At 72.9% G+C, this 26,440-nt stretch carries 26 protein-coding genes; 10 read left to right on the plus strand and 16 right to left on the minus strand.

Annotated features, from left to right (window positions below; translation table 11 throughout):
• Positions 1-9 precede the first annotated feature (9 nt).
• The 8 genes from truB to rimP form a co-directional block, all read right to left on the minus strand.
• Positions 10-879 carry a tRNA pseudouridine(55) synthase TruB gene (truB, locus tag ACBR40_RS43020; protein ID WP_371252467.1) on the minus strand — a complete coding sequence of 290 codons (870 nt, stop codon included), beginning with the start codon at positions 877-879 and terminating at the stop codon, positions 10-12.
• Entirely contained in the window at positions 880-1,911 is a 1,032-nt protein-coding gene (locus ACBR40_RS43025) for a DHH family phosphoesterase (RefSeq protein WP_344205070.1), read from the minus strand.
• On the minus strand, positions 1,908-2,393 hold the full coding sequence (gene rbfA / locus ACBR40_RS43030) for a 30S ribosome-binding factor RbfA (protein WP_344205071.1): 486 nt from the start codon (positions 2,391-2,393) through the stop codon (positions 1,908-1,910). The genes ACBR40_RS43025 and rbfA overlap by 4 nt, the downstream gene beginning before the upstream one ends.
• Positions 2,394-2,433: 40 nt before the next feature.
• Positions 2,434-2,730, minus strand: a complete 297-nt coding sequence (locus ACBR40_RS43035) for a DUF503 domain-containing protein (RefSeq protein ID WP_329583269.1) — start codon at positions 2,728-2,730, stop codon at positions 2,434-2,436.
• 120 nt (positions 2,731-2,850) lie between these two features.
• Positions 2,851-5,982: a translation initiation factor IF-2 gene (infB, locus tag ACBR40_RS43040; protein ID WP_344205073.1), complete on the minus strand. Its 3,132-nt coding sequence runs from the start codon at positions 5,980-5,982 to the stop codon at positions 2,851-2,853.
• Between the two features lie 112 nt (positions 5,983-6,094).
• A complete protein-coding gene (locus tag ACBR40_RS43045) occupies positions 6,095-6,403 on the minus strand; it encodes a YlxR family protein (RefSeq protein WP_364450561.1) in 309 nt (102 codons plus the stop codon).
• Complete coding sequence (gene nusA, locus ACBR40_RS43050) at positions 6,387-7,391, minus strand: transcription termination factor NusA (protein WP_091092351.1); 1,005 nt, start codon at positions 7,389-7,391, stop codon at positions 6,387-6,389. Before nusA ends, ACBR40_RS43045 begins: the two co-directional genes overlap by 17 nt.
• 12 nt (positions 7,392-7,403) lie before the next feature.
• Positions 7,404-7,889: a ribosome maturation factor RimP gene (gene rimP, locus ACBR40_RS43055; RefSeq protein WP_344205075.1), complete on the minus strand. Its 486-nt coding sequence runs from the start codon at positions 7,887-7,889 to the stop codon at positions 7,404-7,406.
• 222 nt (positions 7,890-8,111) lie between these two features.
• On the opposite strand from rimP, the gene ACBR40_RS43060 reads away from it, so the two are divergent.
• Both ACBR40_RS43060 and ACBR40_RS43065 read left to right on the plus strand, forming a co-directional pair.
• Positions 8,112-8,615, plus strand: coding sequence for a hypothetical protein (locus tag ACBR40_RS43060; protein WP_371252468.1), 504 nt, complete (start codon positions 8,112-8,114; stop codon positions 8,613-8,615).
• 41 nt (positions 8,616-8,656) lie between these two features.
• Positions 8,657-9,115 (plus strand): ferritin-like domain-containing protein, encoded by a 459-nt coding sequence (locus ACBR40_RS43065; protein WP_371252469.1) that lies wholly within the window; start codon positions 8,657-8,659, stop codon positions 9,113-9,115.
• Between the two features lie 37 nt (positions 9,116-9,152).
• On the opposite strand, the gene ACBR40_RS43070 is transcribed toward ACBR40_RS43065, so the two are convergent.
• Together ACBR40_RS43070 and ACBR40_RS43075 are read right to left on the minus strand one after the other, a co-directional pair.
• Complete coding sequence (locus ACBR40_RS43070; protein WP_344205079.1) at positions 9,153-10,898, minus strand: proline--tRNA ligase; 1,746 nt, start codon at positions 10,896-10,898, stop codon at positions 9,153-9,155.
• Positions 10,899-10,984: 86 nt separating this feature from the next.
• Positions 10,985-11,659 carry a hypothetical protein gene (locus tag ACBR40_RS43075; RefSeq protein ID WP_371252470.1) on the minus strand — a complete coding sequence of 225 codons (675 nt, stop codon included), beginning with the start codon at positions 11,657-11,659 and terminating at the stop codon, positions 10,985-10,987.
• A gap of 135 nt (positions 11,660-11,794) precedes the next feature.
• On the opposite strand from ACBR40_RS43075, the gene ACBR40_RS43080 reads away from it, so the two are divergent.
• Positions 11,795-12,733 carry an acyl-CoA dehydrogenase family protein gene (locus tag ACBR40_RS43080; RefSeq protein ID WP_371252471.1) on the plus strand — a complete coding sequence of 313 codons (939 nt, stop codon included), beginning with the start codon at positions 11,795-11,797 and terminating at the stop codon, positions 12,731-12,733.
• Between the two features lie 8 nt (positions 12,734-12,741).
• On the opposite strand, the gene ACBR40_RS43085 is transcribed toward ACBR40_RS43080, so the two are convergent.
• Positions 12,742-13,227, minus strand: a complete 486-nt coding sequence (locus tag ACBR40_RS43085; RefSeq protein WP_371252472.1) for a hypothetical protein — start codon at positions 13,225-13,227, stop codon at positions 12,742-12,744.
• A gap of 94 nt (positions 13,228-13,321) precedes the next feature.
• Here ACBR40_RS43085 and ACBR40_RS43090 point away from each other — a divergent pair, with 94 nt between their 5' ends.
• The 5 genes from ACBR40_RS43090 (at position 13,322) to ACBR40_RS43110 (ending at position 19,651) form a co-directional block, all read left to right on the plus strand.
• On the plus strand, positions 13,322-14,389 hold the full coding sequence (locus tag ACBR40_RS43090) for an LLM class flavin-dependent oxidoreductase (protein WP_344205084.1): 1,068 nt from the start codon (positions 13,322-13,324) through the stop codon (positions 14,387-14,389).
• Positions 14,389-15,444 carry a hypothetical protein gene (locus tag ACBR40_RS43095; RefSeq protein WP_371252473.1) on the plus strand — a complete coding sequence of 352 codons (1,056 nt, stop codon included), beginning with the start codon at positions 14,389-14,391 and terminating at the stop codon, positions 15,442-15,444. Before ACBR40_RS43090 ends, ACBR40_RS43095 begins: the two co-directional genes overlap by 1 nt.
• 74 nt (positions 15,445-15,518) lie before the next feature.
• Complete coding sequence (locus tag ACBR40_RS43100; protein ID WP_344205086.1) at positions 15,519-17,021, plus strand: AMP-binding protein; 1,503 nt, start codon at positions 15,519-15,521, stop codon at positions 17,019-17,021.
• Positions 17,022-17,208: 187 nt separating this feature from the next.
• On the plus strand, positions 17,209-18,513 hold the full coding sequence (locus ACBR40_RS43105) for an FAD-dependent oxidoreductase (protein ID WP_371252474.1): 1,305 nt from the start codon (positions 17,209-17,211) through the stop codon (positions 18,511-18,513).
• On the plus strand, positions 18,497-19,651 hold the full coding sequence (locus ACBR40_RS43110) for an aldolase (RefSeq protein WP_371252475.1): 1,155 nt from the start codon (positions 18,497-18,499) through the stop codon (positions 19,649-19,651). The genes ACBR40_RS43105 and ACBR40_RS43110 overlap by 17 nt, the downstream gene beginning before the upstream one ends.
• A gap of 120 nt (positions 19,652-19,771) precedes the next feature.
• Here ACBR40_RS43110 and ACBR40_RS43115 read toward each other — a convergent pair whose 3' ends face one another.
• The 5 genes from ACBR40_RS43115 to ACBR40_RS43135 form a co-directional block, all read right to left on the minus strand.
• Complete coding sequence (locus ACBR40_RS43115; RefSeq protein WP_371252476.1) at positions 19,772-20,452, minus strand: copper homeostasis protein CutC; 681 nt, start codon at positions 20,450-20,452, stop codon at positions 19,772-19,774.
• Between the two features lie 111 nt (positions 20,453-20,563).
• On the minus strand, positions 20,564-21,169 hold the full coding sequence (locus ACBR40_RS43120; RefSeq protein ID WP_344205091.1) for a GNAT family N-acetyltransferase: 606 nt from the start codon (positions 21,167-21,169) through the stop codon (positions 20,564-20,566).
• A gap of 208 nt (positions 21,170-21,377) precedes the next feature.
• Entirely contained in the window at positions 21,378-22,133 is a 756-nt protein-coding gene (locus ACBR40_RS43125; protein WP_344205093.1) for a GntR family transcriptional regulator, read from the minus strand.
• An 842-nt stretch (positions 22,134-22,975) separates the two neighbouring features.
• Positions 22,976-23,371 (minus strand): Zn-ribbon domain-containing OB-fold protein, encoded by a 396-nt coding sequence (locus ACBR40_RS43130; protein WP_371252477.1) that lies wholly within the window; start codon positions 23,369-23,371, stop codon positions 22,976-22,978.
• Complete coding sequence (locus tag ACBR40_RS43135) at positions 23,371-24,534, minus strand: acetyl-CoA acetyltransferase (protein WP_371252478.1); 1,164 nt, start codon at positions 24,532-24,534, stop codon at positions 23,371-23,373. The genes ACBR40_RS43130 and ACBR40_RS43135 overlap by 1 nt, the downstream gene beginning before the upstream one ends.
• A 243-nt stretch (positions 24,535-24,777) precedes the next feature.
• Between ACBR40_RS43135 and ACBR40_RS43140 the strand changes: the two genes are divergently transcribed.
• Positions 24,778-25,284 (plus strand): flavin reductase family protein, encoded by a 507-nt coding sequence (locus tag ACBR40_RS43140; protein ID WP_344205096.1) that lies wholly within the window; start codon positions 24,778-24,780, stop codon positions 25,282-25,284.
• Positions 25,281-26,429, plus strand: coding sequence for an acyl-CoA dehydrogenase family protein (locus tag ACBR40_RS43145; protein ID WP_371252479.1), 1,149 nt, complete (start codon positions 25,281-25,283; stop codon positions 26,427-26,429). The genes ACBR40_RS43140 and ACBR40_RS43145 overlap by 4 nt, the downstream gene beginning before the upstream one ends.
• Positions 26,430-26,440 lie beyond the last annotated feature (11 nt).

A 26,440-nucleotide genomic window follows, 5' to 3' on the forward strand; every position in this document is an offset into this window, starting at 1 on the left:
GCAGCCGACCTAGACGAAGACCGCGAGCGGCCTGGCCGTGCGGCCCTGCTCCTCGACCAGCGCCAGCAGCGTGCCGTCCGGGCCGAACACGCCGATCGGCCCCTCCCCCAGCCCGGCCGCGGGCAGCCGGCCGCCGTGGCCGATGATCCTCGCCTCCTCGGCGGTGACGTCCCGGCGCGGGAACGCCGCGGCGACCGCCTCCCCGATGGGCAGGATCACACACCGCTCGGCGAGCTCGTCGAGCGTCCTGGCCAGCGACAGGTCGTACGGGCCGACGCGGGTGCGGCGCAGCCGCGTCAGGTGGCCGCCTACGCCGAGCCCGGCCCCGAGGTCGCGGGCCAGCGAGCGGATGTAGGTGCCGCTGGAGCAGGTGACGACGGCGTCCACGTCCACCACGTCGTCGTGGGCGTGCACGCCGAGCACGTCGAAGGCCCGCACCGTGACGGGCCGGGCGGCCAGCTCGACCTCCTCGCCCGCGCGGGCCTTCTTGTAGGCCCGCTGCCCGTTGACCTTGATGGCGCTGACCTGCGGCGGCACCTGCATGATGGCGCCCGTCAGCGCCTCGACGCCCTTGCGGATCTCCTCGGCGGTGACGCCGGCCGCCGAGGCGGTCGCGGTGACCTCGCCCTCGGCGTCGTCGGTGTTGGTGGTGACGCCGAGCCTGATGGTGGCCTCGTACACCTTCTCGGTCAGCGTCAGGTGGCCGAGCAGCCGGGTGGCCTTCTCCACGCCGACCACCAGCACGCCCGTCGCCATGGGGTCGAGCGTGCCGGCGTGGCCCACGCGGCGGGTGCCCGCGAGGCGCCGCATCCTGGCCACCACGTCGTGCGAGGTCCACTCGCCCGGCTTGTCGACGATGATCAGACCGCTCTCGGCCATCTACGCCTTTCCCAGCTCTCTCCTGAGTGCGGCCATGGTGTCCTCGACGCCGTCGTGCGAGGTGTAGCCGGCCGCGTTGTGATGGCCGCCGCCGCCCAGGGCCGCGCACGCGGCGCCCACGTCGACGGCGCCCTTGGATCTGGTGGACACCTGCCAGGCGCCCTCGTCGTCCTCCTTGAGCACGACCGCCACCTCGGCCTCGTCGGTGCGGCGCACGACGTCGATGATGCCCTCGATCTCGGCGTACGGGAGGCCGTGCGCGGCCCGGTCGACCCGCGTGACGTACGTCCAGACCAGGCCGTCCTCCAGCCGCACCCGGTCGAGCGCCGCCGCCAGCACCTTGAGGTAGCCGAACGGCGAGCGGTCCCACAGCTCGCGGGCGATCTCGTCGGTGCGCAGCCCGGTCGCCACCAGCCGGGCCGCCATCTCGTGCACGGCGGGCGTCGTGGAGGAGTAGCGGAACGAGCCGGTGTCGGTGACCAGGCCGGCGTAGAGGCACGTGGCGATGTCGCGGTCGAGCCGCCCGCCGAGCCGGTAGATGAGCTGCTCGGCCAGCATCGCCGTGGCGGCCGCGTGGGCGTCGATGAGCCCCAGCGTGCCGAACCCGGCGCCGGCCGGATGGTGGTCGACCACGATGACCTCGGCCGCCCGCGCGGTGTTGCCGCTGAGCAGCCCCAGCCGCTCGAACGTCGAGGAGTCGAAGGTGATCACCAGCTCGGGCGCGGCAGGGAACTCGGCCGGCGGCACCAGCATCTCCTGCCCCGGCAGGAACCGCAGCAGGCGCGGCACCGCGAAGTGCCGGTCGCCGAACGACGCCCGCACCCGCTTGCCCATCGCGCGCAGCGTGAACGCCACGGCCAGCATGGAGCCGAGCGCGTCGCCGTCGGGCGTGACGTGGCAGGCCAGCCCGATCTCGTCGGCCGAGTCGATCAGCCGCAGCGCGCGCTTCCACGCGCTCTCGGGGATGCCGTGGCCCGCGCCCGCCCGGGCCCGCGGCGGCCGCTCGGCCCGGTCGCGTACGTCCGGCGTCACGCCTGGTCGTCCCCGGCCGCGCGCTCGCTCCCCTGGAGGTCGGCGAGTTCGTCGTCGTCCTCCTCCTCGGGCTTGCGGTAGGGGTCGGGCTCGCCGGCGTAGGAGGCGCCCTGCGCCTGCCTGGCCACCTCGGCGTCGCGCGCCCGCGCCGCGTTGATGAGGTCGTCCAAGTGGCGGGCGCTGTCGGGCAGCGGGTCGTGCTTGAACGTCAGCGTCGGGGCGAAGCGCACACCGGTCTGGCGGCCCACCTCGGAACGGATGATCCCCTTGGCGCTCTCCAGGGCGGCCGCGCTGTCGGCCCGCTCGGCCTCGGAGCCGAAGACCGTGTAGAAGACCGTCGCCTCGCGCAGGTCAGCGGTGACGCGCGTGTCGGTCACGGTGACGAAGCCGAGACGCGGGTCCTTGATCCGTCGCTCCAGCATCTCGGCGACGATCTGCTGGATGCGGTCGGCGAGCTTGCGCGCTCGTGCGGCATCCACCATGTTGGCTCCCCCTCACGCACGATCTGGCCGTGCTAGTCGTTCAATCCTCGTCGTGGTACAGACGCTGCCTGGCCGACAGCAGCTCGATCTCCGGACGGAAGGCCACCATCCGCTCGCAGGCGTCCATCACCTCTTTGCAGTTACCCGCGGAGGCGGAAAGCACCGCTATGCCGACCTCGGCTCTGCGATGAAGATCGTGGCACCCGGTCTCGGCGACCGCGATGGCGGGGTAACGGCGTCGCAGCTCGGCGATCAGCGGCCGTACGACGGAGCGCTTCTGCTTCAGCGAGCGTACGTCGCCGAGCAGGATGTCCAGGGTCAGAGCACCCACATACATCGTTGGTCACCACCGCTTGGCCTGGTGTGCTGAGCGCGCGCCCGACCTGCTGCGGTGGGGAGCAGGCCGGGGCGCGCGAGAGGCGCCCGGCGGAGGTCCCGCCGGGCGCCCGGCCGCGTGTCACACGCGCGGCTTCTCCCGCATCTCGAACGTCTCGATCACGTCGTCGATCCTGATGTCGTTGTAGCCGACACCGATGCCGCACTCGAAGCCCTCGCGGACCTCGGTCGCGTCATCCTTGAAGCGACGCAGGGACGAGACGGTCAGGTTGTCGGCGATGACGACGCCATCGCGGATCACCCTGGCCTTGCTGTTGCGGACGATCAGACCGGAGCGGACCAGAGCACCGGCGATGTTGCCGATCTTCGGCACCTTGAAGACCTCGCGGACTTCGGCGGTGCCCATCTGGACCTCTTCGAACTCCGGCTTGAGCATGCCCTTGAGGGCCGCCTCGATCTCCTCGATCGCCTGGTAGATGACCGAGTAGTAGCGGATGTCGACGCCCTCGCGCTCGGCCAGGTCGCGTGCCCGCGGCTCGGGCCGCACGTTGAAGCCGATGATGACCGCGTTGTCGTCGGCGACCGCCAGGTTGACGTCGTACTCGGTGATGGCGCCGACCGCGCGGTGCAGGACACGGAGCCTGACCTCGTCGCCGACGTCGATCTTGAGCAGGGCGTCTTCCAGGGCCTCCACCGAACCGGACACGTCACCCTTGATGATGAGCTTGAGCTCGTCGACGCGGCCCTTCTCGAGGTCGCTGAACAGCTCCTCGAGGGTGCGGCGACGGCTCGACTTCGCCATCTCGGCGCTGCGCTTGCGCGCCGCGCGCTGCTGGGCGATCTGCCGGGCCATCCGGTCGTCGGTGACGACGATGAAGTTGTCACCGGCGCTCGGCACGGCCGTCAGACCCATCACCAGGACCGGACGCGACGGCGTGGCCTCGTCGACCGGCTCGCCGGTGTCGTCGAGCATCGCCCGGACGCGGCCGAAGGCCTCGCCACAGACGATCGAGTCGCCGACGCGCAGCGTGCCGCGCTGGACCAGGACGGTCGCGACCGGGCCGCGGCCCTTGTCGAGGTGCGCCTCGATGGCGATGCCCTGGGCGTCCATCGTCGGGTTGGCCCGCAGGTCGAGCTCGGCGTCGGCGGTCAGCAGGATCGCCTCGAGGAGGTTCTCGATGCCGGTGCCGTTCTTCGCCGAGATGTCGACGAACAGCGTGCTGCCGCCGTATTCCTCGGCGACCAGGCCGTATTCGGTGAGCTGGGCCCGCACCTTGTTGGGGTCGGCCCCCTCCTTGTCGACCTTGTTGACCGCGACCACGACCGGCACGTCGGCCGCCTGGGCGTGGTTGAGCGCCTCGATCGTCTGCGGCTTGACGCCGTCGTCGGCCGCGACCACCAGCACCGCGATGTCGGTCGACTTCGCGCCTCGGGCACGCATGGCGGTGAACGCCTCGTGACCCGGGGTGTCGATGAAGGTGATCTTGCGCTCTTCGCCCTCGTGCTCGGCGGCGACCTGGTAAGCACCGATGTGCTGGGTGATGCCACCCGCCTCGCGCGCCACCACGTTCGTGTTGCGGATGGCGTCGAGCAGCTTGGTCTTACCGTGGTCGACGTGACCCATGACGGTCACGACCGGCGGACGCGCGGCGAGGTCGTCCTCGTCGCCCTCGTTCTCGCCGAACTCGATGTCGAAGGCCTCGAGAAGCTCGCGGTCCTCCTCCTCCGGGCTCACGACCTGGATGTCGTAGTCGAGCTCGGCGCCGAGCAGCTGCAGCGTCTCCTCGTTGACCGACTGCGTGGCGGTCACCATCTCGCCGAGGTGCAGCATGATCTGCACGAGCGAGGCGGGGTTGGCGCCGATGCGGTCGGCGAAGTCGGACAGCGACGCGCCACGCGGGAGGCGGATCGTCGCGCCGTTGCCGCGCGCGACCTGCACGCCGCCGATCGACGGCGCCGACATGTTGTCGAACTCCTGGCGCCTCTGCCGCTTCGACTTGCGCCCGCGGGCCGGACGGCCACCGGGACGGCCGAAGGCACCAGCGGTGCCGCCGCCACGACCACGGCCACCGCCGCCGGGACGGCCGCCGAAGCCACCGCCGCCGCCACCGGGACCACCGGTGCCGGTGCGCGGACCCGCGCCACCGCCGCCGGGACGGCCGGCGAACCCGCCGCCGCCGGGACGACCGCCGCCACCACCTGGACGGCCACCGCCGCCACCGGGACGACCGCCGCCGCCACCAGGGCCACCGCCGGGACGGCCCGCGCCGGGACCGGCAGGACGGCCTTGCGGCATCATCATCGGGTTGGGACGCGGACCACCGGGACGCGGACCACCGGCGCCACCGGCGCCGGGACCCGGACGCGGACCGCCGGGGGGCGGACCGGGACGCGGGCCGGGAGTGGGCCGGTCGCCGCCGCGGCCCTGCGGGGGACGCGGCATCGCGCCGTCGCGCGGCGGGCCGTCACGGCGGTCGCCACGCGGGCCGGGGCCCCCGTCACGCTGGCCGCCGCCCGGACGCGGCGGCCGGGGCGCCTGGCCCATGCCGCTGGCGTTGGACGAGAACGGGTTGTTGCCGGGACGCGGGCCGCGCGGGCCCGGCTTGGGGCCGGGACGCGGGCCGCCGCCTGCGGGCGCGCCGGGACGCGGCGCCTGCGCACCGCCACCGCCCTGCTGGGCGGGACGCGGACCCGGCTTGGGGCCGGGAGCCGGGCGCGGAGCCGGGCCGGGACGCGGACCCGGGGTCGGCCGAGCCGGAGCGCCGCTCTCGAAGCGCGCCTGCGGAGCCTGGGACGCCTCACCGCGCGCGGCCTGCGGCTGCTGCTGGTGAGGCATGGGAACCGGCGGGCGGGGCTGTCCGCCCTGAGGGCCTTGCGGGCCCTGCGGACCCTGGGGCCCCTGCGGAGCCTGAGGAACCTGCGGGCCGCTCTGCGGACCCGGACGCGGACCGGGCCGCGGGCCCGGACGCGGAGGAGCAGGCACCGGAGCCTGCCCCGTGCCGTTGCCGGCCTGGCCTTCGGCCGGCCGGTGCGCAGCCCTTGGCGGCTGCGGCCTGTTGGACGGCTGTCCGCCGCCCCTGGAGGGCCCACCCTTCGATGCGCCCAGAGCTTCGGTGAGCCTGCGGACCACCGGCGCCTCGATGGTGGAGGACGCCGAACGGACGAACTCCCCCATCTCCTGGAGCTTGGCCATGACGACCTTGCTCTCGACGCCGAACTCCTTAGCGAGCTCGTATACCCGGACCTTCGCCACTGCACTCCCTTACTCGGCCCGGGAGGCTGGCTGTGCCGTCCGGACCGTCGCTACCTTGACGTCTTCATCGCCGCGTGCTCATCAGGCGCTCATAGCAATCTGACTCCGCCCATCAACTCGGCGTCCTACATGACATGGGGTTCTCCTCCAGGTGTGCCCGCACGGGCGAGACGTCGAGCGGACCCGGCACGCGAAACGCGCGCAGGAACGCCCGCCGCCGCTCGGCGAGCTCCAGACAGCTCAAGGCCGGATGCAGCGACGCACCTCGGCCTGGAAGCCGTCCTCGCAGGTCGGGGACCACGTGGTCTCCGACCAGCACCAGGCGGAGCAGCTCGGACTTGGCCGTGCGAACCCTGCAGCCCACACACGTGCGCTGAGGACCCCTACGGCCACCATATTCCAGCTTACCGCTTTGACGCATCTACGGAACCGGCGGCATCCTCCGCCTGGGTGTCAGGCCGGATGTCGATCCGCCAGCCCGTGAGCCTCGCCGCGAGCCGGGCGTTCTGCCCCTCTTTGCCGATGGCCAGGGAAAGCTGGTAGTCGGGCACGGTCACCCGCGCGACCCGGCCGTCGAGATCGAGAACCTCGACATGGGAAACACGCGCGGGAGACAGGGCATTCCCCACGAACTCGGCGGGATCTTCGGACCAGTCGATGATGTCGATCTTCTCGCCGTGGAGCTCGGTCATCACGTTGCGCACCCGCGAGCCCATCGGGCCGATGCAGGCGCCCTTGGCGTTGACGCCGGGCTTGCGCGACCGTACCGCGATCTTGGTGCGGTGGCCGGCCTCGCGGGCCACGGCGGCGATCTCCACGGTGCCGTCGGCGATCTCCGGCACCTCCAGCGCGAACAGCTTCTTCACCAGGCCGGGGTGCGTGCGCGAGAGGGTGACGGAGGGGCCCTTGTGGCCCTTCTTCACCTGCACGACGTAGGCGCGGATGCGCTCGCCGTGCACGTAGTCCTCGCCGGGCACCTGCTCGGCGTGCGGCAGGACGGCCTCGATCTTGCCGAGGTCGACCAGCACCACGCGAGGGTCCTTGCCCTGCTGGATGACGCCCGAGACCAGCTCGCCCTCACGGCTGGCGAACTCGCCGAAGTTGATCTCGTCCTCGGCGTCGCGGAGCTGCTGCAGGATGACCTGCTTGGCGGTGGTGGCGGCGATCCTGCTGAAGTTGCCAGGGGTGTCGTCGAACTCCCTGACCACCTCGCCCTCGTCGCCGAGCTCCGCGGCCCAGATCGTGACGTGACCGCTGGCGCGGTCGAGCTCGGCCCGCGCCTTCGAGGCCGCGCCCTCGGTCCGGAAGTACGCGATCAGCAACGCGTCCTCGATCGCCTTGACCACCAGGTCGAAGGAGATGTCCTTCTCCCGTTCGAGGCTGCGCAGGACGCTCATGTCGATGTCCACGGCGGCTCCCCCTTAGCCTTCGTCGCCGTCGACGTCGTCGATGCGGCGGAACTCCACCTGCACCCGTCCGCGGGCCAGGTCCTCGTACTCAAGCCGGCGCGGCGCGCCCTCGACGTCGAGATCGACGCCGGCGTCGTCCGCGGCCGTGATCCGGCCCTCCACCACGCTGCCGTCGCGCAGCTCCGCCTTCACCAGACGCCTGGCCGCGCGACGCCAGTGGCGCGGCTCGGTGAGGGGGCGGTCGACGCCCGGCGAGGAGACCTCCAGCGTGTACGCCGCCTGCCCCATCGCGTCGTCGTCGTCCAGCGCCTCGGAGACGGCCTGGCTCACGTCGGCGATGTCGTCGAGGCTCACGCCGCCGTCGCGGTCGACGATCACGCGCAGCACGCGTCTCCTGCCCGCCTGGGTGACCGTGATGTCCTCCAGATCGAGGCCCTCCGCGCTGACCACGGGCTCCAGGAGCTTCATCAGGTGGTCGCGGGGTGATGCGCTGCCCATATCGACCTCCCCTATTGTCAAGTCTCAGCCGGGCGGACCTCGCCACTGGCTCCCCGTCGCCCGGCCGCTCGGGCCAGCGACGACAGTTGACACCCTATCCGTACGAGGGCACAGAAAGAGCGCCACTCGTCACGGCCGAATGGCGGAGCGTCGCCTGGCGGCGTTCGCGGGCTCAGACCGTACGATGCTATCTGCGTCAGTGACAACAGGAGGTTCCCGCTCGTGCGCCCGCGTCACCTCTCCCGTCGTGGCCTGCTGGCGGGCGGAGTGGCCGCGCTCGCCGGCTGCAGCGCCTCCGGGCCGGCCCGGCAGCCGGCCACGCCCGCCCCCGACTCGCCCGAGACGGTTCTCGTGAAGCAGTTGATCGCGGAGAAGGAGCGGACGATCGCGCTCTACTCGGCGGCGATCGCGGACGGCGGGGAGCGGCTCGCGCCCTTCCGCGATCGTCACCAGGCGCACCTGGACGAGCTGCGCAAGCACGTCACCGGCCTCGGCTCCTCCGCCCCTGGCCCGTCCGGCTCCCCCGCCCCCTCGGGCTCGCCCGCTCCCTCCGGCTCGGCCGAACCGGACAAGCCGTCGCTGTCGCGGCTGCGCGAGCTGGAGCGTAAGGCGGCGGCGCTGCGGCCCAAGCAGCTCGCGGGCATCTCCCCCGGGATGGCGCAGCTCATCGCCAGCATCGGCGCCTGCGAGGCCGCGCACGTCGTCGCCCTGCCGAAGTCGCTGTGAACGGGGTCGCTGTGAACGGGGTCGCGGTGAAGGGGGTGGCGGTGCACGGGGACGATCTGGAGAAGCTGCGCAAGGCGCTGGCGGCCGAGCACGCCGCGCTGTTCGCGTACGGGCTGCTGGGGGCGCGGACGTCGGGGGAGCTCAGGGAGCGGATGAGCGCGGCCTACGACGCCCATCGGGCGCGGCGCGACCAGGTCCGCTCGCTCATCACGGCGCGCGGCGGCAAGCCGGTGGAGGCGGAGGCGTCGTACGCGCTGCCGTTCTTCCCCTCGGACGCGAAGCTGGCGGCCAGGCTGGCGGAACACCTCGAAGGCGGGGTGACGGCCGCCTATCTCGAACTGGTGGCGGCCGAGGACGCCGCGCTGCGCAGGTTCGCCGCCCTGGCCATGCAGCAGGCCGTCACCCGTTCGTACGCCTTCCGCCCGGCCCAGCCGGCCGCGTTCCCCGGCATGCCGACGGCTCCCGCGCCCGCCACGCCCACCGCCCAGGGCGGCAGCTGAGAGGTGCCCTGACCGGCAGGGCACCTCACGGCGACGGTCAGGCGGTGGCGGTCGCGACGATGCGGTCGGCGGCCTCGGCGAGGGGGATCTCCGCCTTCTCGCCGCTCACGCGGTCGCGCAGCTCGATGACGCCCTGGGCGAGGCCGCGGCCGATGACCACGATGGTCGGGACGCCCAGCAACTCGGCGTCCTTGAACTTGACGCCGGGCGAGACCTGCGGCCGGTCGTCCACGAGCACGCGCAGGCCGCGCGACTCCAGCTCGCCGGCCAGCTCCAGGGCGGCCTCCACCTGGTTGTCCTTGCCGGTGCCGACGATGTGCACGTCGGCGGGCGCCACCTCGCGCGGCCACACCAGGCCGAGCTGGTCGTGGGCCTGCTCGGCGATGACGGCGACGGCGCGCGAGACGCCGATGCCGTAGGAGCCCATGGTGATGCGGATGGGCTTGCCGTCGGGACCGAGGGCGTCGAGGCCGGCGGCGTCGGCGTATTTGCGGCCGAGCTGGAAGATGTGGCCGATCTCGATGCCGCGGTCGATGGACAGCTCGGCGCCGCAGCGGGGGCAGGGGTCGCCGGCGCGGATCTCGGCGGCCTCGATGGTGCCGTCGGGGGTGAAGTCGCGGCCCGCGACGACGTTGGCGGCGTGCTTGCCGGGCTCGTTGGCGCCGGTCACCCAGGAGGTGCCGGTGGCCACGCGCGGGTCGACGAGGTAGCGGATGCCGAGCTCGCGCAGGATCTGCGGGCCGATGTAGCCGCGGACGAGGCCGGGGTGCTTGGCGAAGTCGCCGGCCTCGAAGATGGCGGGCTCGCCGGGGGCGAGCGCGGCCTCCAGGCGCTTGAAGTCGACCTCGCGGTCGCCGGGGACGCCGATGACGAGCGTCTCGGTCTTGTCGGAGCCGGGGGTGGTGACCTTGACGACGACGTTCTTCAGGGTGTCGGCGGCGGTGACGGAGAGGCCGTGGTGCTCGTTGACGTACGACACCAGCGACTCGATGGTCGGGGTGTCGGGCGTGTCCATGACGGCGAGCGGGGGCAGGTCGTCGTAGGCGCGGGCGGCGGGCGCGGTCGTGGTGACGGCCTCGGCGTTGGCGGCGTAGCCGCAGGAGTGGCAGGCCACGAAGGTGTCCTCGCCGGTGGGCGTGGGGGCCAGGAACTCCTCGGAGGCCGAGCCGCCCATGGCGCCCGACTGGGCGAAGACGATCTTGTAGTTGATGCCGAGCCGGTCGAAGGTGCGGATGTAGGCCTCGCGGTGCTGCTCGTAGGAGTGCTTGAGGCCGTCGTCGTCGAGGTCGAAGGAGTAGGAGTCCTTCATCAGGAACTCCCGGCCGCGCAGGATGCCGGCCCGGGGACGGGCCTCATCGCGGTATTTCGTCTGGATCTGGTAGAGCGTGACCGGATAGTCCTTGTAAGAGGAGTACTCGCCCTTGACCATGTCGGTGAAGAGCTCCTCGTGCGTGGGGCCGAGGAGGTAGTCGGCGCCCTTGCGGTCCTGGAGGCGGAAGAGCGTGTCGCCGTATTCGGTCCAGCGGCCGGTGGCCTCGTAGTATTCGCGGGGCAGCAGGGCGGGGAAGAGCACCTCCTGGGCGCCCATCCGGTTCATCTCCTCGCGGACGATCCTGGTGACGTTCTCCAGCACCAGTTTGCCGAGCGGCAGCCAGGAGTAGATGCCGGGGGCCACGCGGCGGACATAACCGGCGCGGACCAGCAGCTTGTGGCTCGGCACTTCCGCGTCTGCCGGGTCGTCCCGCAGGGTGCGAAGAAACAACGACGACATGCGCAGCAACACGGCTACTCCTTGCTCGAACCCGGATGTGAAGGCTTACAGGCTATCGACTCGACGCGGCCGTCCGCTCGGGCTTAAGTCCCCGGCACTCAGGCGAGGGCCGGGAGCCAGCCCGTCACGAACACCGCGAGCCACACCGTGAACAGCCCGGAGAAGAGCGTGGAGAGGGCGAGGGCGCGCAGGCGGGAGCGGGCGTTCCTGCGCAGCGCGAGCACCAGGACGACCGACAGCACGCCGACCAGCAGGGCCGGGCCCGGCCAGAAGGAGCCCTCGACGCCGATGAAGCCCGGCGTGGCGCGGTCCACGACGTCGGCGATGAGCGCCGCGCCGACGCCGCCCGCGGCCAGGTCGCCCCACCTGTCGTCCCTGCGGGTGACGTAGGCCAGCAGGCCGAGCCCCACGAGCAGGGCGAGGACCCAGTTGAGCCCGGCCGCGCCGCCGCCGCCGAGGTCGGCGAGGGCCAGGTCGCCACGGAAGGCGCTCGCGCCCATGGCCGCGACCAGGGTCGAGACCGCCGCCAGGAACGTGGTCACCAGCGCCCATCCGAACCCCGTGGCCGTCGCGCCGACGGCCAGCGACAGGGCGAGGTAGGCGTAGGGCTCGTAGAGCTGGCCGATCCAGAGGGGGCCACGACCGGAGATGAGCACGCCGACGAGGCCGACGACCAGTCCTCCGAGGAAGGCCGCGACCAGATGGCGCTCGATGCCGCGTTGACGCCGGTCGTATTCGGCGAAGTCGGCGTAGTCGATCGTGGTGTTGTTCATGTCCCTTTCCCCAGGTCAACCCCTCCCCCAGAACCTTCCGGAATTGACCTGTTTCAGATTATGTGAACCTACACAAAAGGCAAAAATCGGTCATTCCTCTACCAACTCAAGCAAGTGCTTGGTTAGCATGGCGGCGTGTCGCTTCCCGAAGAGCTCGGCGCCCTCGTCCGCGAACACCTCGCCGCCCGCCCCGGCGCGTCCTGGGCGGAGCTCGCGCGGGACGTGGGGGTGGCCGGGCTGCTCGTGCCCGAGGAGCACGGGGGCGCGGGCTGCGGCCCCGCCGAGCTGGCCGCCGTGGCCGAGGAGATGGGAGGCGCGCTCTCGCCGCACCCCTTCCTGCAGACCGCGGTCATGGCGGTGACCGCCGCGACCGCCTGCGGGGCCGGCGACCTGCTGAAGGCCGTCGCCGACGGCGGCACGACCGCGACCGTGGTGCTGCCGGGGGACGCGGAGCTGCGGCTGGCGGGCGGGCGGCTCAGCGGGGTGGCGCCGTACGTCCTCGCGGGCGAGCTGGTGCTGCTCTACGCGGGCGGGCAGCTCGTGGAGGCCGTGCCGACGCGGCGGGAGGCGTACCTGACGATGGACGAGAGCCGGCCGCTGGAGCGGCTGACCTTCGAGGACGTGCCCGTACGGCGGCTCGGCGACGGGACGTCGGCGGGGCGGGTGCGCGACCTCGGGATCGCGGCCCTCGCCGCCGAGCAGGTGGGCGGGGCGCAGCGGTGCCTGGACATGGCGGTCGCGTACGCGCGGACGCGGGTGCAGTTCGGCCGGCCGATCGGGGCCTTCCAGGCGGTCAAGCACAAGCTGGCGGACGTGCTGCTGCTGGTGGAGTCGGCCCGGTCGGCGGCCCGCGCGGCGGCCGAGGATGAGGTGGCGGCGGCGGTCGCGGGGTCGTACTGCACGGAGGCGTACCTGGCGGCGGCGGGCGAGAACATCCAGGTCCACGGAGGGATCGGGATCACCTGGGAGCATCCCGCGCATCGCTACTTCAAGCGGGCCACCTCCGACGCCCAGCTCTTCGGCCCGCCCCAGGCGCACCGCGCCCGCCTCGCCCCGGTGGTCTTCGGCCAGTGAGCCCGGGCTCAGCCGCCGAGCAGCTCTTCCCAGGGGTGGCGGGTGTTGGTGCGGCGGGTGGTGTCGAGCGCCTCGGCGAGCCGCCATAGGCCGGGTCGGGCGTGGGTGCGGGCGCGTCCCATGGGGTCGATGGCGCGCAGCTCGACGCGGACGCCCATCACGTCGAGGACCGCCGTGGCGGCCCCGCCGGGACCGGCCTCGGTGACGAGCGGCCCTTCGTGGTCCGGGTCGACGACCCGCTCGGCCAGCAGGCCGGCCACCTCGGAGGCGTAGGGCCCGTCGCGCCACTCGATGTGCCAGGTGTGGTCGCCCCCGCGCCACCAGGTCAGGTCGCGGCACGACTCCATGAAGTCGGCCTCGGACGCCAGCGCCGCCATGACCCGTCCGAACGCCTCGTAGCGGCGGGCGCTCGTGAGCGAGAGGTCGCCACCGTCGAGGCCGGGATCTTCGGCGTCCTTCGGCCGTCTCAGCGCGTGCTTTCGCTTCACGAGCATCCACTCTGATCGCGCCCGCGCCCTTCCCGCAAGTCCCCGCCGCTGATACGCTCTACCAAGCGAGCGCTTGGTTTCCTACTGTGCCGGAGGCGCGATGACGTCCCTACGGATCAGCCTGGGGTACGAGCTGGAGGTCCGCGGCCGCACCCGCGACGTCGAGCAGCAGGCGTTCCACAACGTGGTCGAGCAGGTCGTGCTGGGCGACCGGCTGGGGTTCGACACCGCCTGGTTCGTGGAGCACCACTTCACCAGGGGCTTCTCCCACTCCTCGGCCCCCGACCTGGTCCTCGCGGCCATCTCCCAGCGGACCGAGCGCATCCACCTGGGGCTCGGCGTGGTGCTGCTGCCGTTCCAGTCGCCGATCCGCACGGCCGAGCGCGTCGCCACCCTGGACGTGCTCAGCGGCGGCCGGGTCGAGTTCGGCACCGGCCGCGGCGCCTCGCCCCTGGAGTACCAGGCGTTCCAGCGGCCGTTCGAGCAGTCCCGGCGGATCTGGGAGGACTCGCTGGAGGCCGTGCTCGCGATCTGGAACGCCGACGGCGAGCCGGTCAGCCGCTCGACCGAGTTCTTCGAGATCCCCGACGTCGCCGTCTACCCGCGCCCGGCCCAGCACCCGCACCCGCCGGTGTGGGTGGCCTCCACCTCGCTGGACGGCTACCTCGCCGCCGCCAGGCACGGCTACAACCTGCTCGGCATGACCATGCTCAAGGGCATCGACGACGTGGCCGCCGACATCGCGCGCTACCGCGAGTGCCTGGCCGAGCACGGCTTCGACCCCGACACCCGCCGGGTCGCCCTCATGATCCCCTGGTACGTCGCCCCCACCCGCGAGGCCGCGACGGCCACGGCCGCCGACCCCGTCCTGTGGTACATCCGCCGCCAGGTCAACCTGGTCACCCCGCCCGACTACTACGACGCCCGCCACGCCACCCACCGCGTGCTCGGCCAGCTCGCCGCCGGGCTGCCGCCCGAGGAGGCGATGGCCACGCTGCGCGAGCACCTCATGGTCGTGGTGGACGACGTGGCGGGCTCGCGCAAGGCCCTGGCCAGGATCGCCGAGGCCGGGGCGACCGACCTCATCATCCAGGCCCAGGTCGGCGGGCTCGCGCACGAGCGGGTGTGCGAGTCGATGACGCTGTTCATGACCGAGGTGGTGCGCTGATGGGCCGGTGGCTGACGCGGGACGACCTCGGCGCCGCCGCGGGCTCGGCCGCCGGGCTCCTGCTGGTCTCCCCCGACGCGTCCTGCGCCTTCCCGCTCGGCCCCGAGGACCGGCGGGCCGCCGCCGGGCTGACCGCGGCGGCCCTGCGCGCGGCCGGCGTGGGCGAGCGGGACCGGGTCGCGGTGGCCCTCGCCGAGCCGGCCGGCTCCCTGTGGGCCGCGGCCGCGGCCGAGGTCGCCCAGGCCGCCGCCGGGCTCGGGCCGCGCGGGCGCATGCGGCTGCACCACGCCCTGTCGGCGCTGCGGGCCACGACGCTGGTCACCACGCCGACCGGCGCGATGGACCTCCTGGCCCGCCTGCACCTGGAGTTCCTGCTGGACCCGCTGGACCTCGGGCTCGCCCACATCGTCCTGACCGGCGAGATCGCCTCCAGGAGCACGCTGAGGCACCTCGCCGGCGAGTTCGGCGCGCGGGTCACCGAGGTGTACGCGAGCCCGTTCGGCGGCACCGCGCTGGCCTGGCGGGCCGCCGAGGAGGACCCGCTCACGCCGCTCGCGGACGACCTGCTGGGCCTGGCCGCCCTGGCCAAGGACGCCCCCGCCGACCCCGGCGCCCCCGTGGCCGAGCTGGTCGTCACCCCGCGCGGGCACGCCACGCTCGGCGACGCGACGCTGAGGACCGGCCACGTCGTACGCGGCGGAGGACTCTCCGCCCCCGCCCACACGGTGGGCGAGCACGTGCTGGTCAGAGGCGTGTGGCTGGCGCTGCCCCGCCTGGAGAAGGCGCTCGCGAAGATCGACGGCGTGGCCGGCTGGGACCTGACGATCAGCCGTCCCGGCACGCTGGACTCCGCCGTGCTCACCGTGACGTTCGGCCGCGAGAGCCTCGTCGGCAACCCCATGTGGCGCTCGCGGATCCAGGAGGCCGTGCGGGCGCTGACGCCGGTCTCGATCAGTGTGGAGATCGCCCCGGAGGCGGCCGAGGGGCCGCGGCCGGGCAGGGTGACCGACCTGCGCGGCCACCATCTGGGCAGGGACCGGGCGCTCGTCACCTAGGGGTGGGCATGGCACCGATGAGCGGGGCACCGATGGGCGGAGCACCGATGCCGAACTGGGGGACACTCCCCCGCATGCTGCGCGACCAGGCCGAACGGCACCCCGGCGACACGGTCGTGGCCGGGCGCGGCGGGCACGGCACGCTCGCCGGGCTGCGCGAGGCCGCCTCGGCGGTCGCCCGCGGCCTCGTCGCGCTCGGCGTCGAGCCCGGCGACCGGGTGGCGCTGTGGGGGGTGAACTCGGCGTACTGGGTGGAGCACGTGCTCGGCGTCTGGGACGCGGGCGCGGTCGTCGTGCCGCTGTCGCCGCGCTTCAAGGGCATCGAGGCCGCCGAGGTCGTCACGAGGACCGGCGCGAAGGTGCTGATCACGGGTGACGGCCCTGCGGGCGCCGGGCTCGCCGGGCTGCTCCCGCCGCTGCCCGGCCTGCGGCACACGATCGTCCCGCCGGCCGCGGAGCTGCGCGCGCTCGGGGAGCGGGTGCCCGTACGCGAGGCCGAGGAGCGGGCGCTCGCCGTCCGGCCCGGCGACCTGTGCGAGATCATGTCCACCTCCGGCACCACGGGCACGCCCAAGGGCGTCATGCTGGACCACTCCCAGGTCCTGCGCGGCTACTGGGACTGGTCGGAGATCGTCACCCTTGACGAGCACGACCGTTATCCGGTGATCGCCCCGTTCAGTCACGGGTTCGGGCTGAACGCCGGGCTCGTGGCCTGCGTGCTGCGCCGGGCCACGATGCTGCCGATCCCGGCCTTCAGCCCGGACGCGCTCATGTCGCTGATCTCCCGCGAGCGGGTCACCGTGCTCGCCGGGCCGCCCACGCTCTTCCACCGCATCCTGGACGAGCTGGAACGCGGCTCCTGGGACGTCTCCTCGCTGCGCGTGGCCATCTGCGGCGCCGCCGCCGTGCCCGCGTCGCTGATCACCCGGCTGGTCGAGCGGGTCGGGCTGGAACGGATGATCAACGCGTACGGGCTGATGGAGGGCACGGTCGTCTCCATGACCCGGGCCGGCGACCCGATCGAGGTCGTCGCGGAGACCACCGGCAGGCCCGTGCCCGGCATCGAGGTCAGGATCGTGGACGGCGACGGCAAGGAGGTCGCGCCCGGCGAGCGCGGCGAGATCCTGCAGCGCGGCTACGGTGTCATGCGCGGCTACTGGGACGACCCCGAGCGGACCGCCGAGGCCGTGGACGCCGACGGCTGGCTGCACACCGGCGACATCGGCGTGCTGGATGAGCGGGGCAACCTCGCCGTCGTGGACCGCTTGAAGGAGCTCTACATCGTCAACGGCTTCAACGTCTCGCCCGCCGAGGTCGAGTCGCTGCTGCTGCGCGAGGGGTCGCCGGCCCAGGTCGCCGTGGTCGGGGTGCCGGACGCGTCGGCGGGCGAGGCCGGAGTGGCGTTCGTGGTGCCGAGGCCGGGCGCGCGGGTGGTCCCCGAGGAGCTGATCGCCTGGGCGCGGGCCAACATGTCCGACTACAAGGTCCCGAAGCGGGTGGTGGTCGTGGACGCCCTGCCGGCGAACGTCAACGGCAAGATCGACAAGCGGGCGCTGCGGGAGCGGGCGTCCGGGTAGCCGCGCGGGGTGTTTCTCCGCCCGGCGGCGGGCGTGAGCGGTTACGTTGGCAGGAGCACGGATCAAGCTGTTCTCGCCGAAATGGGGTTCGCCCGCGCCGGCGATCGGGGATACATCGATCACACCGGCCGGTTACGTCTAATGGGGCCTGGTGAGGGCCCCGGGCGGCCGGCTCTGAGGAGGCAGCGTGGCGTTGCGTGTGGCGGTCATCGGATCGGGACCCGCCGGCATCTACACGGCCGAGGCGCTGGTCAAGCAGTCGGCCGGAGCGGCGCGGGTGGACGTGCTCGAACGCCTGCCCACCCCGTACGGGCTGGTGAGATACGGGGTCGCCCCCGACCACACCTCGATCAAGTCGATCGCGAACTACCTGAAACGAGTGCTGGAGCTGCCCGAGGTGCGCTTCCTCGGCGGCGTCACGCTGGGCGAGCACCTGTCGGTCGCCGACCTGCTGCGGCACTACGACGCCGTGGTCTACTGCACGGGCGCGATGGTGGACCGGCGGCTCGGCATCCCCGGCGAGGACCTGCCGGGCAGCGTGGCCGCCACCGACTTCGTCAACTGGTACTGCGGCCATCCCGACGTGGACCCCTCGCGCTTCACGCTCGACAGCCCCGAGGTCGCGGTGATCGGCGTCGGGAACGTGGCCGTCGACGTCGTACGCATCCTCGCCAAGACCGCCGACGAGCTGAGCCGCACCGACGTGCCCCACGACGTGCTCCAGCGGCTGTCCGAGAGCCAGGTCAAGGCCATCCACATGATCGGCAGGCGCGGGCCCGAGCACGCCAAGTTCACCCTCAAGGAGCTGCGCGAGCTGGGCGAGCTGGACAACGCCGACGTCGTGGTGCGGCCCGACGAGGCCCAGGTGCTCGGCTCGGGCTTCTCCCGTCAGGTGCAGGGCAACGTGGACGTCATCAGGTCGTGGGCGGCCCGCGAGCCGGTCGGCCGGGCCCGCCGCCTCGACGTGCGCTTCTGGCTGCGGCCGGTGGAGATCCTCGGCGCCGAGCGGGTCGAGGGGCTGCGCCTGGAGCGCACCCGGCTGTCGCCGGAGGGGCGCGTGGTCGGCACGGGCGAGTTCGAGACGCTGCCGGTCGGCATGGTGCTGCGGTCGGTGGGCTATCAGAGCGTGCCGCTGCCGGGGGTGCCGTTCTCCGAGGACACCATGACCGTGCCCAACCAGGCGGGGCGGGTGCGTGAGCGCGAATACGTCGCGGGCTGGCTCAAACGCGGCCCCACCGGCGTCATCGGCACGAACAAGTCCGACGCCGCCGAGACCGTGCGCACCCTGCTGGCCGACCTGGAGGGCCGCGAACGGGCGCCCGCGACGGCCACGATCGACGCGCTGCTGGCTGAGCGGGGCGTGCGGCCGATCACGTACGACGAGTGGCAGGCGATCGAGGCGGCCGAGACCGAGCTGGCCAAGTCGCTCGGCCGCGGCGACCGGGTCAAGCTCGTCGGGCTGGAGGCCATGCTCCGTGCCTGCCGTCCCTGACCCGCCGGTCCCGGCGGGGTTCGCCGCGACCTACCGCGCCCAGCGGGCGCGCTTCCCCGGCCTCTCCGGCCGGCAGCCGGTCCACACCGTGTACGTGCCCGCCGACCGGTTCTCGGCCGCGACCGTGGACGCGTGGCGGGACGAGGCCCTGGGGCTGGTCCACGCCCATCTGGCCGGGCCGGGCGAGCTGGCCGAGGTGTTCGACGTCCCGCACGCCCTGGCCGCGGCCGTGCACGCCAAGCTGCTGGTCAAGCTCGGCCGCGAGCCCGTCGAGGACCTGCGGATCGACTTCGAGGACGGCTACGGCGTCCGGCCGGACGCGGTCGAGGACGGGCACGTCGAGCAGGCGGCCGAGGCCGTGGCCGCGCTGCACGCCGCGGGCGCGCTGCCGCGTCGCTGGGGGCCGCGGGTGAAGTCGTTCGCCGACGGCGACCCCGAGCGCTCGATCAGGACGCTCGCCGGGCTCGTGCGCGGGGTGACGAAGCGGACCGGCGAGCTGCCGGGCGGGTTCACGGTGACGTTCCCCAAGGTGCTCATGGAGGACTACCTGCGGCAGTTCGCGGAGGTGCTGGCCTGTCTGGAGGCCGGGCTGGGGACGCGGCTGCGGTTCGAGATGCAGGTGGAGGCGCCGCAGACGCTGCCGTTCCTGCGGGCCGAGCTGGCCGAGGCGCTGGACGGGCGGCTCGCGGCGGCGCACTTCGGGGTGTTCGACTACACGGCCGCGCTCGGGCTGCCGCCGCACGAGCAGCGGCTCGACCATCCGGCCTGCGACCACGCCCGGCACGTCATGCAGACGGCGTTCGCGGGCACGGGCGTGGAGCTCTCCGACGGCTCGCTCGCCGCCTCGCCCGCCTCCGGGCGGGCCGGGGACGTGCACGCGCTGTGGCGGCGGCACGCCGAGCTCGTACGGCACTCGCTGCGGCACGGCTTCCACCAGGGCTGGGACATGCACCCGTCGCATCTGGTCAGCCGCTTCGCCACCGTGTACGCCTTCCACCTCGCCGACTACGACGCCTATCGGGAGCGGGTGCGGGCGTGGGAGGAGCGGCGGGAGGCCGGGGGCGGGGTCATGGACGAGCCCGCCACGATCCGCACCCTCGCCGCGGCACTGCGCAGGGCCGACGCCGCACTGCCCTGACGACGGCACGCCGGGCGCTCCGGCCTCCCCTCACCCCGAGGCAGCCGAAGGGGCCGATCGGGCCGCAGGCGGCGGACCAGGGCCGTACAGGGGCATCCGGCGGGTCCCCGTGAAGCGGCGTCAGTCGCGTTCGATCAAAGAGCGCCAGCGGCGGACCAGGCGCCACTCCACGGGGTCGGACCAGCTCGCCCGGGCCGCCGAGCCGATGTGGAAGGCGCGGATGCCCTGGTCGAGGAGCATCGGCACGTGGGGCGGGCGCAGGCCGCCGCCGGCCAGGATGATCGAGCCGTCGCCCGCCTCCGCGCGCGAGCGCAGCACTCCCAGGCCGTCGCCGACCCCGGTGGGGGCGCCCGAGGTGAGCACGGTCGCCAGGTTGGGCAGCAGCCGCACCGCGCGCCAGGCCGCGTGGACGTCGGCCGCGTGGTCCACGGCGCGGTGGAACGTCCACGGCAGGGGGGACACGGCGTGGATCAGGGCCTCGGTGGCGGCCAGGTCGACCGCTCCCGCGCCGTCGAGGAAGCCGAACACGAACCCGGCGGCCCCGGCCTGGGCCAGCGCCTTGGCGTCGCGGGCCAGCCGGTCGAGCGTCTCCGGGCCGGCGGTGAAGGTGGCGTCGCGGCGGAGCATCACCATCTGCGGGAGCGGGCACTCGGCCGCGATCGCGGCGACCGTCTCCGGTGAGGGGGTCAGCCCGTCGGCCGCCATGTCGGCGACGACCTCCAGCCGGTCGGCTCCGCCCTGTTCGGCGGCCACGGCGTCGCGTACGTCGAGCGCGATCACCTCGAGCAGGGATCCGGTCATGCTGCAGAGGTTATATGGCGCTCTGTACCGTTGCGCCCCAAACTGGCCTCCCACCTGCGCAGAACCCCGGGTGGCCCGGCCTCCACGAGGGGAGGCCGGGCGGCCGGGCGGTCAGGCGGCGGTGATCAGCTCGGCGAGGGTCAGGTCGCGGAAGGCCATCGTGACGAGATCCTCCGACCGGCGCTGGAAGAGGGCGCCGCTGGCGCGGTGCGGCAGGTCCACCGTGCGGACGTGCTGGAAGCCGCGGCTGCGGTAGTAGTGCTGCAGGCGCGGGTTGGCCTTGGCGCAGTCGAGCCGCACGTACGGCAGCCCCGCCGCGAAGGCGGCGGCCCCGGCCCAGTCCAGGAGGGCGTCGCCGAGGCCGCTGCCGGACCACGGCCGGGCCACGGCCAGCTTGTGGACGTACAGCGCCGCCCCGGGTTCGTCGGCGGGTGTCCAGAACTCCGGGTCGGCGTGCCCGTCGAGGGCTATGGTGGCCACAGGAGGCGCCGCGAGGTCCGGGTCGAGATAGCGCAGTTCGTCGTCGAGCAGGTAGAGCACGCGCTCCTCGATCAGCGGCATGATCCGCTCAGGCCCGAAGCCCTGGCGGGGCCACTGCCGCACCCCCTGCCGGTGCAGCCATTCAGAGGTGTCGGCGAACAGCCGCAGAACGCCGGGAAGGTCGCCGGGCTCGGCACGGCGGAGGGCGAGCGGGTGAAGCAGCGTGTTGGTGTGCATAGTAAAACTCCCGTTGCATTGGGCGTTCACGCGCACGCGCACAGTGATGACGCGTTGTCGCGTAAGGGTGATTTGGTGCCTTAAGCCGATATATCCGATATATGGGACTTAAGGCGATTTGAGGGAGTATGCACGACTCCCCCAGGCCAGCGAGGCGGCTAATTCTCGCTGCACCCGGCCGGCGGGATCACCCCTTCTTACGAGCTCTCTAGCGGCTATCGAGCTCGTATCTGATCAAATGTTTGTCGGCTGGCAACACCGACACGGCGACACGCACAGGCATGTCGGCCCCGTCGTACCCCACTCGGACGTAGACCATTACTGGTGTGCCGAGTTCTAGCTGGAGGCGTTCGGCCTCCTCCTGGTTGGGCATGCGCGCCCAGATGTCGTCGACGACGCGCACCTGGGCGTGACCCAGCTCCTCCAGCACCCGGTTCGCCCCTCGGGCGATGTCGCCGGGCCTGGCGATCTCGGAGTCGGCCACGAGATCACGCGGGAAGTAGGAGTCGTTGGTGTTGTACGGCTGTCCGTCCACGAACCTCAGACGGCGTCTCACCACGGCCAACTCCCCGTCGGCCAACTCCAGCCTGCTGGCGATCTCCTCGACGGGAGACACCGTCAGCACCTCGATGTACTGGCTCGGCTCGCGGCCCTCCTGCGCCACGGCGTAGGCGAATGCCTCGCGCAGTTCACCGCGCGAGCGCGGCTCAAGCTCGCGCTGGGGATAGATGAGCAGCGGCCGCCGGTCCCTGACCACGGTTCCGCGTCGCGGCGTGCGCGTGACGAGCCCCTCGTTGACGAGCTCTCCGAGGGCCAGTCTGACGGTGTTCCTGCTCACCCCATGGTCTTCCATGAGTTGTGCCTCGGTCGGAAGCTGCGCCCCGGGGCCGAGGACACCCGAGTAGATGGCTCGACGCAACTCCGCAGCCACCTGCTGATACAGCACCGACCTTGCCACTTTCACCCCTTTTGTTCCAACAATTTAGACGATCTGGTTCTAGCAGGCCACAACCCCTTGACCGAACCCCCTCGATCGGCCCATCATCCATTCGTTGGTACAAATCCATCTAAAGGCCGGTGAGGGGGTGAAGGCCAATGCCGCCGGTCAGCACGGGTGAGTCGTACCTGCCCTGGAAAGACCTTGGCGAAGCAACACGTTTACTGCGTTACGCGTTGCCGCGCCAGGGTTTCACCCACACCTACCAGAGCAACCGGCATGGCGCGTCCGTGCACTCGGCGTCCACTGAGCTGACCGCGGAGCGCGAAGACGGATCCTTAGTCGCAGTTGAGGAGGGTGGCGCCCCCGTCACGCGCTCCATCGATGACCCGGTCGGTGCAGCTCGACGCATCGCCGCACGTTGCCGGCAGCAGGAGCCTTCACACTCCCCCATCGACTCCGCGAGCGATCTCGCGGCCTAGGACTCCATCCCTCGCCGGAGTCCTGGCGCCGCCGCTCACGGGGCAGGAAGCGCGTCCTGGCGGGTCCCCCACGCCCGCCAGGGCGCGCTTTCCTCTTGAGGGGGGACCGTCATGTGGAACGCAACAACCTCTCGACCCACCGCCGCCCAAGGCGGCGGCCGTGCCCGGGGGCACAGCCGGACGGCCGGTCGGGCGGCAGGCGCGAGCGCGGCCTGTGGCCGCCCCGCCGCCGCCGAGCCGGTTCCGCTCACGTGCGCCGTCCCGTCCGTATCGTCCGCGCTGACGTCTACAGACTCATCATCGACCTTCTCGCGCGGGCCGTGGGGCGGCTTCTGCCTTGTGGGACTCGTGGGGTCGGTGGGGACGGATCCACACCGAACGGGTTCCTTATCCGGCCGGCTCCCAGTCCACGAGCGTCAGGTCCGCGTCCACGCGCCTGAACACCCCGCGCACCCGCTCCCCGCCCCGGGGCTCCCGCCCTCCCCGCCAGTTCCCGTGCACCAGGCAGCCAGGCACCGCCGCGAGGCCCACCATGACGACCACGTACGGCGTCGCGAGCCCCGGCACGAACGGCTGACGGCTGACGATCCAGCTCTCCACCCGGCCCTCGGGCGGCACCGCCCGCCACCGCCACTCCTCGCTCCGGCACACCGGGCAGAACGCCCGCGCGGGGAAGCGGTCCGTGCCGCAGCCCGCGCACCGCTGGACCGCGAACTCGCCCCGGGCCAATCGCTCCCACCACTCGCGCGAGTCCCGGTCCGGCTCGGGCCGGTGGACGGTCATCACGCCCTCCTGAGGATCAGCGCCGACGTGGCCGGGAGGATGTATCCCGGTTGCGCCGTGGACAGCGCCACCTCCGCGCCCGGCACCTGCCGGTCCCCCGCCTCCCCCCGGAGCTGGGACACCGCCTCGGCGATGTGGTTGACGCCATGCACGTAGCCCTCGGACAGGAAGCCGCCGTGCGTGTTGACCGGCAGGGGGCCGTCGAGCGCGGTGGCCCCGGAGGCGACGTACGGGCCGCCCTCCCCCTTGGGGCAGAACCCGTAGTCCTCCAGTTGGACGATCACCGAGTACGTGAAGCAGTCGTAGATCTCGGCCACGTCCACGTCCTCGGGCCCGAGGCCGGCCTGGGCGTACAGGCGCGGGGCCAGCCCGGCGGCGGCCGTGACCGTCGGGTCGCCTCCCGACAGGTGGGACTGGCCGCCGCCCCAGGCCGCCGCGGAGATCAGCACCGGCGGGCGGCGCAGCTCGCGGGCGCGTTCGGCGGTGGTGACCACCACGGCGCAGGCGCCGTCGGTCTCCAGGCAGCAGTCCAGCAGCCGGAACGGCTCGGCGATCCACCGGCTGGTGAGGTAGTCGTCCAGGGTGATGGGCGTGCGCATGAGGGCGCGGGGGTTCTTGGCGGCGTTGGCGCGCTGGGTGACCGCGAGCGTCCCGAAGTGCTCGGCGGTGGTGCCGTACCTGAGCATGTGGGCTCGGGCGTACATGGCGTACTGCTGGGGCGGGGCGACGTAGCCGTACGGGGCCTGGTACTGCACTTCGGGGCTGACCGGCAGGGCGCGCCCGGTGCCGCCCATGCGGAACTCGGAGCGGGCGTTGATGGCCCGGTAGCAGACGACGGTCTCGGCCATCCCTGTCGCGACCGCCAGCGCGGCCTGGCCGACGACGGCGTGCGAGACGCTGCCCCCGCCGAACTGGTCGAGGTGCCAGGACAGGTCGGCGAGGCCGAGCGCGGGGCCGACCAGGGTCGGCGGGGCCGAGTCGCCGACGCGGTGGGTGGCGAGGCCGTCCACGTCGTCCGCGGTGAGCCCGGCGTCGGCGAGGGCGGCCAGCACCGCGCGGCAGGCCAGGGTCAGCGTGCTGACCCCGGAGTTCTTGGTGAAGGGGGTGTATCCGACGCCGGCGATCGCCGTCGCGTTCCGGAATTCAAGCAAGCGCTTGGCCACAACCAGCACGGTAGGCCGGACGTTTCGCGCATGTCAACGCGGGCTCCCGCGCGTCCGGCCGGGCAACTTGACACCTTTTCCGGCTTCCCCCTACCGTCCAAGCAAGCGCTTGGTATAGTAGGGCGCAGCCGGTGGACTAGGAGGCGGACCCCCATGAGCACACACGCTGCCCGGCTCGTCGCGCCGGAGAGCTGTCGCGGCCTTCCGACGCCACCTCAGCGCAGGATTCGCAACGGAGCCACCATGCCGACGGGACCGACCCCCGCGAACGGCCACCTCGACAGCCGCCGCTTCCGGCAGGTCCTCGGCCGCTTCGCCACCGGCGTGGTGGCGATCACCGCGCTCGACCCCCGCGACGGGCAACCCTGCGGCCTGGCCGCCAACTCCTTCACCTCGGTCTCGCTCGACCCGCCGCTCGTCGCCTTCTGCGTGGCCCACACCAGCACGAGCTGGCCACGGGTGCGCGGCGCCCGCGTCGTCACCGTGAACGTCCTCGCCGAGCACCAGCGGGAGGTGTGCGCGCAGCTGGCGTCGCGTGGCGGCGACAAGTTCGCCGGGCTGGAGTGGACCGGCTCACCCGGCGGCAACCCGGTGCTGGAGGGCGCACTCGCCTGGCTCGACTGCGTGGTCGAGGCCGAGCACCCGGCCGGCGACCACACCATCGTGGTGGCCAGGGTGCTGCAGCTCGACACGCACGCCGACGGCGGCCCGCTGGTGTTCTTCCAGGGCGGCTACGGCGGCTTCCGTTGATCCCTGGGGAGACCCCCGGCTTCCGCGAGCAGGCGCGGGCCTGGCTGGAGGAGGCGCTCCGCGGCGAGTTCGCCGCGGCCCGCGGCCTCGGCGGCCCCGGCCGCGAGCACGAGGGCCACGACCTGCGCCTGGCATGGGAGCGGCACCTCGGCGCGCACGGCTGGACCTGCCTCGGCTGGCCCGGACGGTACGGCGGCCGCGCCGCCTCCCTCGCCGACCAGATGGCCTTCCACGAGGAGTACGCGCGGGCCGACGCCCCCGCCAGGGTCGGCCACATCGGCGAGACCCTGGTCGGCCCCACCGTCCTGGAGTTCGGCAGCGAGGAGCAGAAGGAGCGCTTCCTGCCCCCGATCCGCCGGGGCGAGGAGCTGTGGTGCCAGGGCTACTCCGAGCCGGACGCCGGCTCCGACCTCGCCGCCGTCCGGACCAGCGCCCGGCTGGAGGGCGGCGACTGGGTGGTCACCGGGCAGAAGGTGTGGACGTCCCTCGCGCACGTCGCCGACTGGTGCTTCGTCCTGTGCCGCACCGAGCCGGGGTCGCGGCGGCATCACGGGCTGTCGTACCTGCTGGTCCCGATGCGCGGGCGGGGCGTCACGGTCCGGCCGATCACCCAGCTCACCGGGACGTCGGAGTTCAACGAGGTGTTCTTCGACGGCGCGCGCACCGCGGCGGGGAACGTGCTGGGCGCGCCCGGCGACGGCTGGCGGGTCGCGATGGCCACCCTGCGGCACGAGCGCGGCGCGTCCACGCTCGGCCAGCAGCTCGGCTTCCGCCGCGAGCTGGCCGCGGTCGTCGAGACCGCCCGCCGGACCGGCGCCGCCGGCGACCCGGTCCTGCGCGACCGGCTGGTACGGGCCTGGCTGGAGCTGGAGGTCATGCGGCTCAACGCGCTGCGCATGCTGGGCCCTGACCCGGGGCCCGAGGCGTCGATCGCCAAGCTGTACTGGTCGGAGTGGCACCGGCGGCTCGGCGAGCTGGCCCAGGCCGTCCAGGGGAAGGCCGGACTGGTGAAGGCCGGGCCGGTGGGCGAGCTGAACGAGCTCCAGCGGCTCTACCTGTTCAGCCGGGCCGACACGATCTACGCCGGCTCCAGCGAGATCCAGCGCAACATCATCGCCGAGCGCACCCTGGGGCTCCCCCGCTGATTGGAGAACCG

The sequence above is a fragment of the Nonomuraea sp. AD125B genome, assembly GCF_041402765.1.
Classification (GTDB): domain Bacteria; phylum Actinomycetota; class Actinomycetes; order Streptosporangiales; family Streptosporangiaceae; genus Nonomuraea; species Nonomuraea bangladeshensis.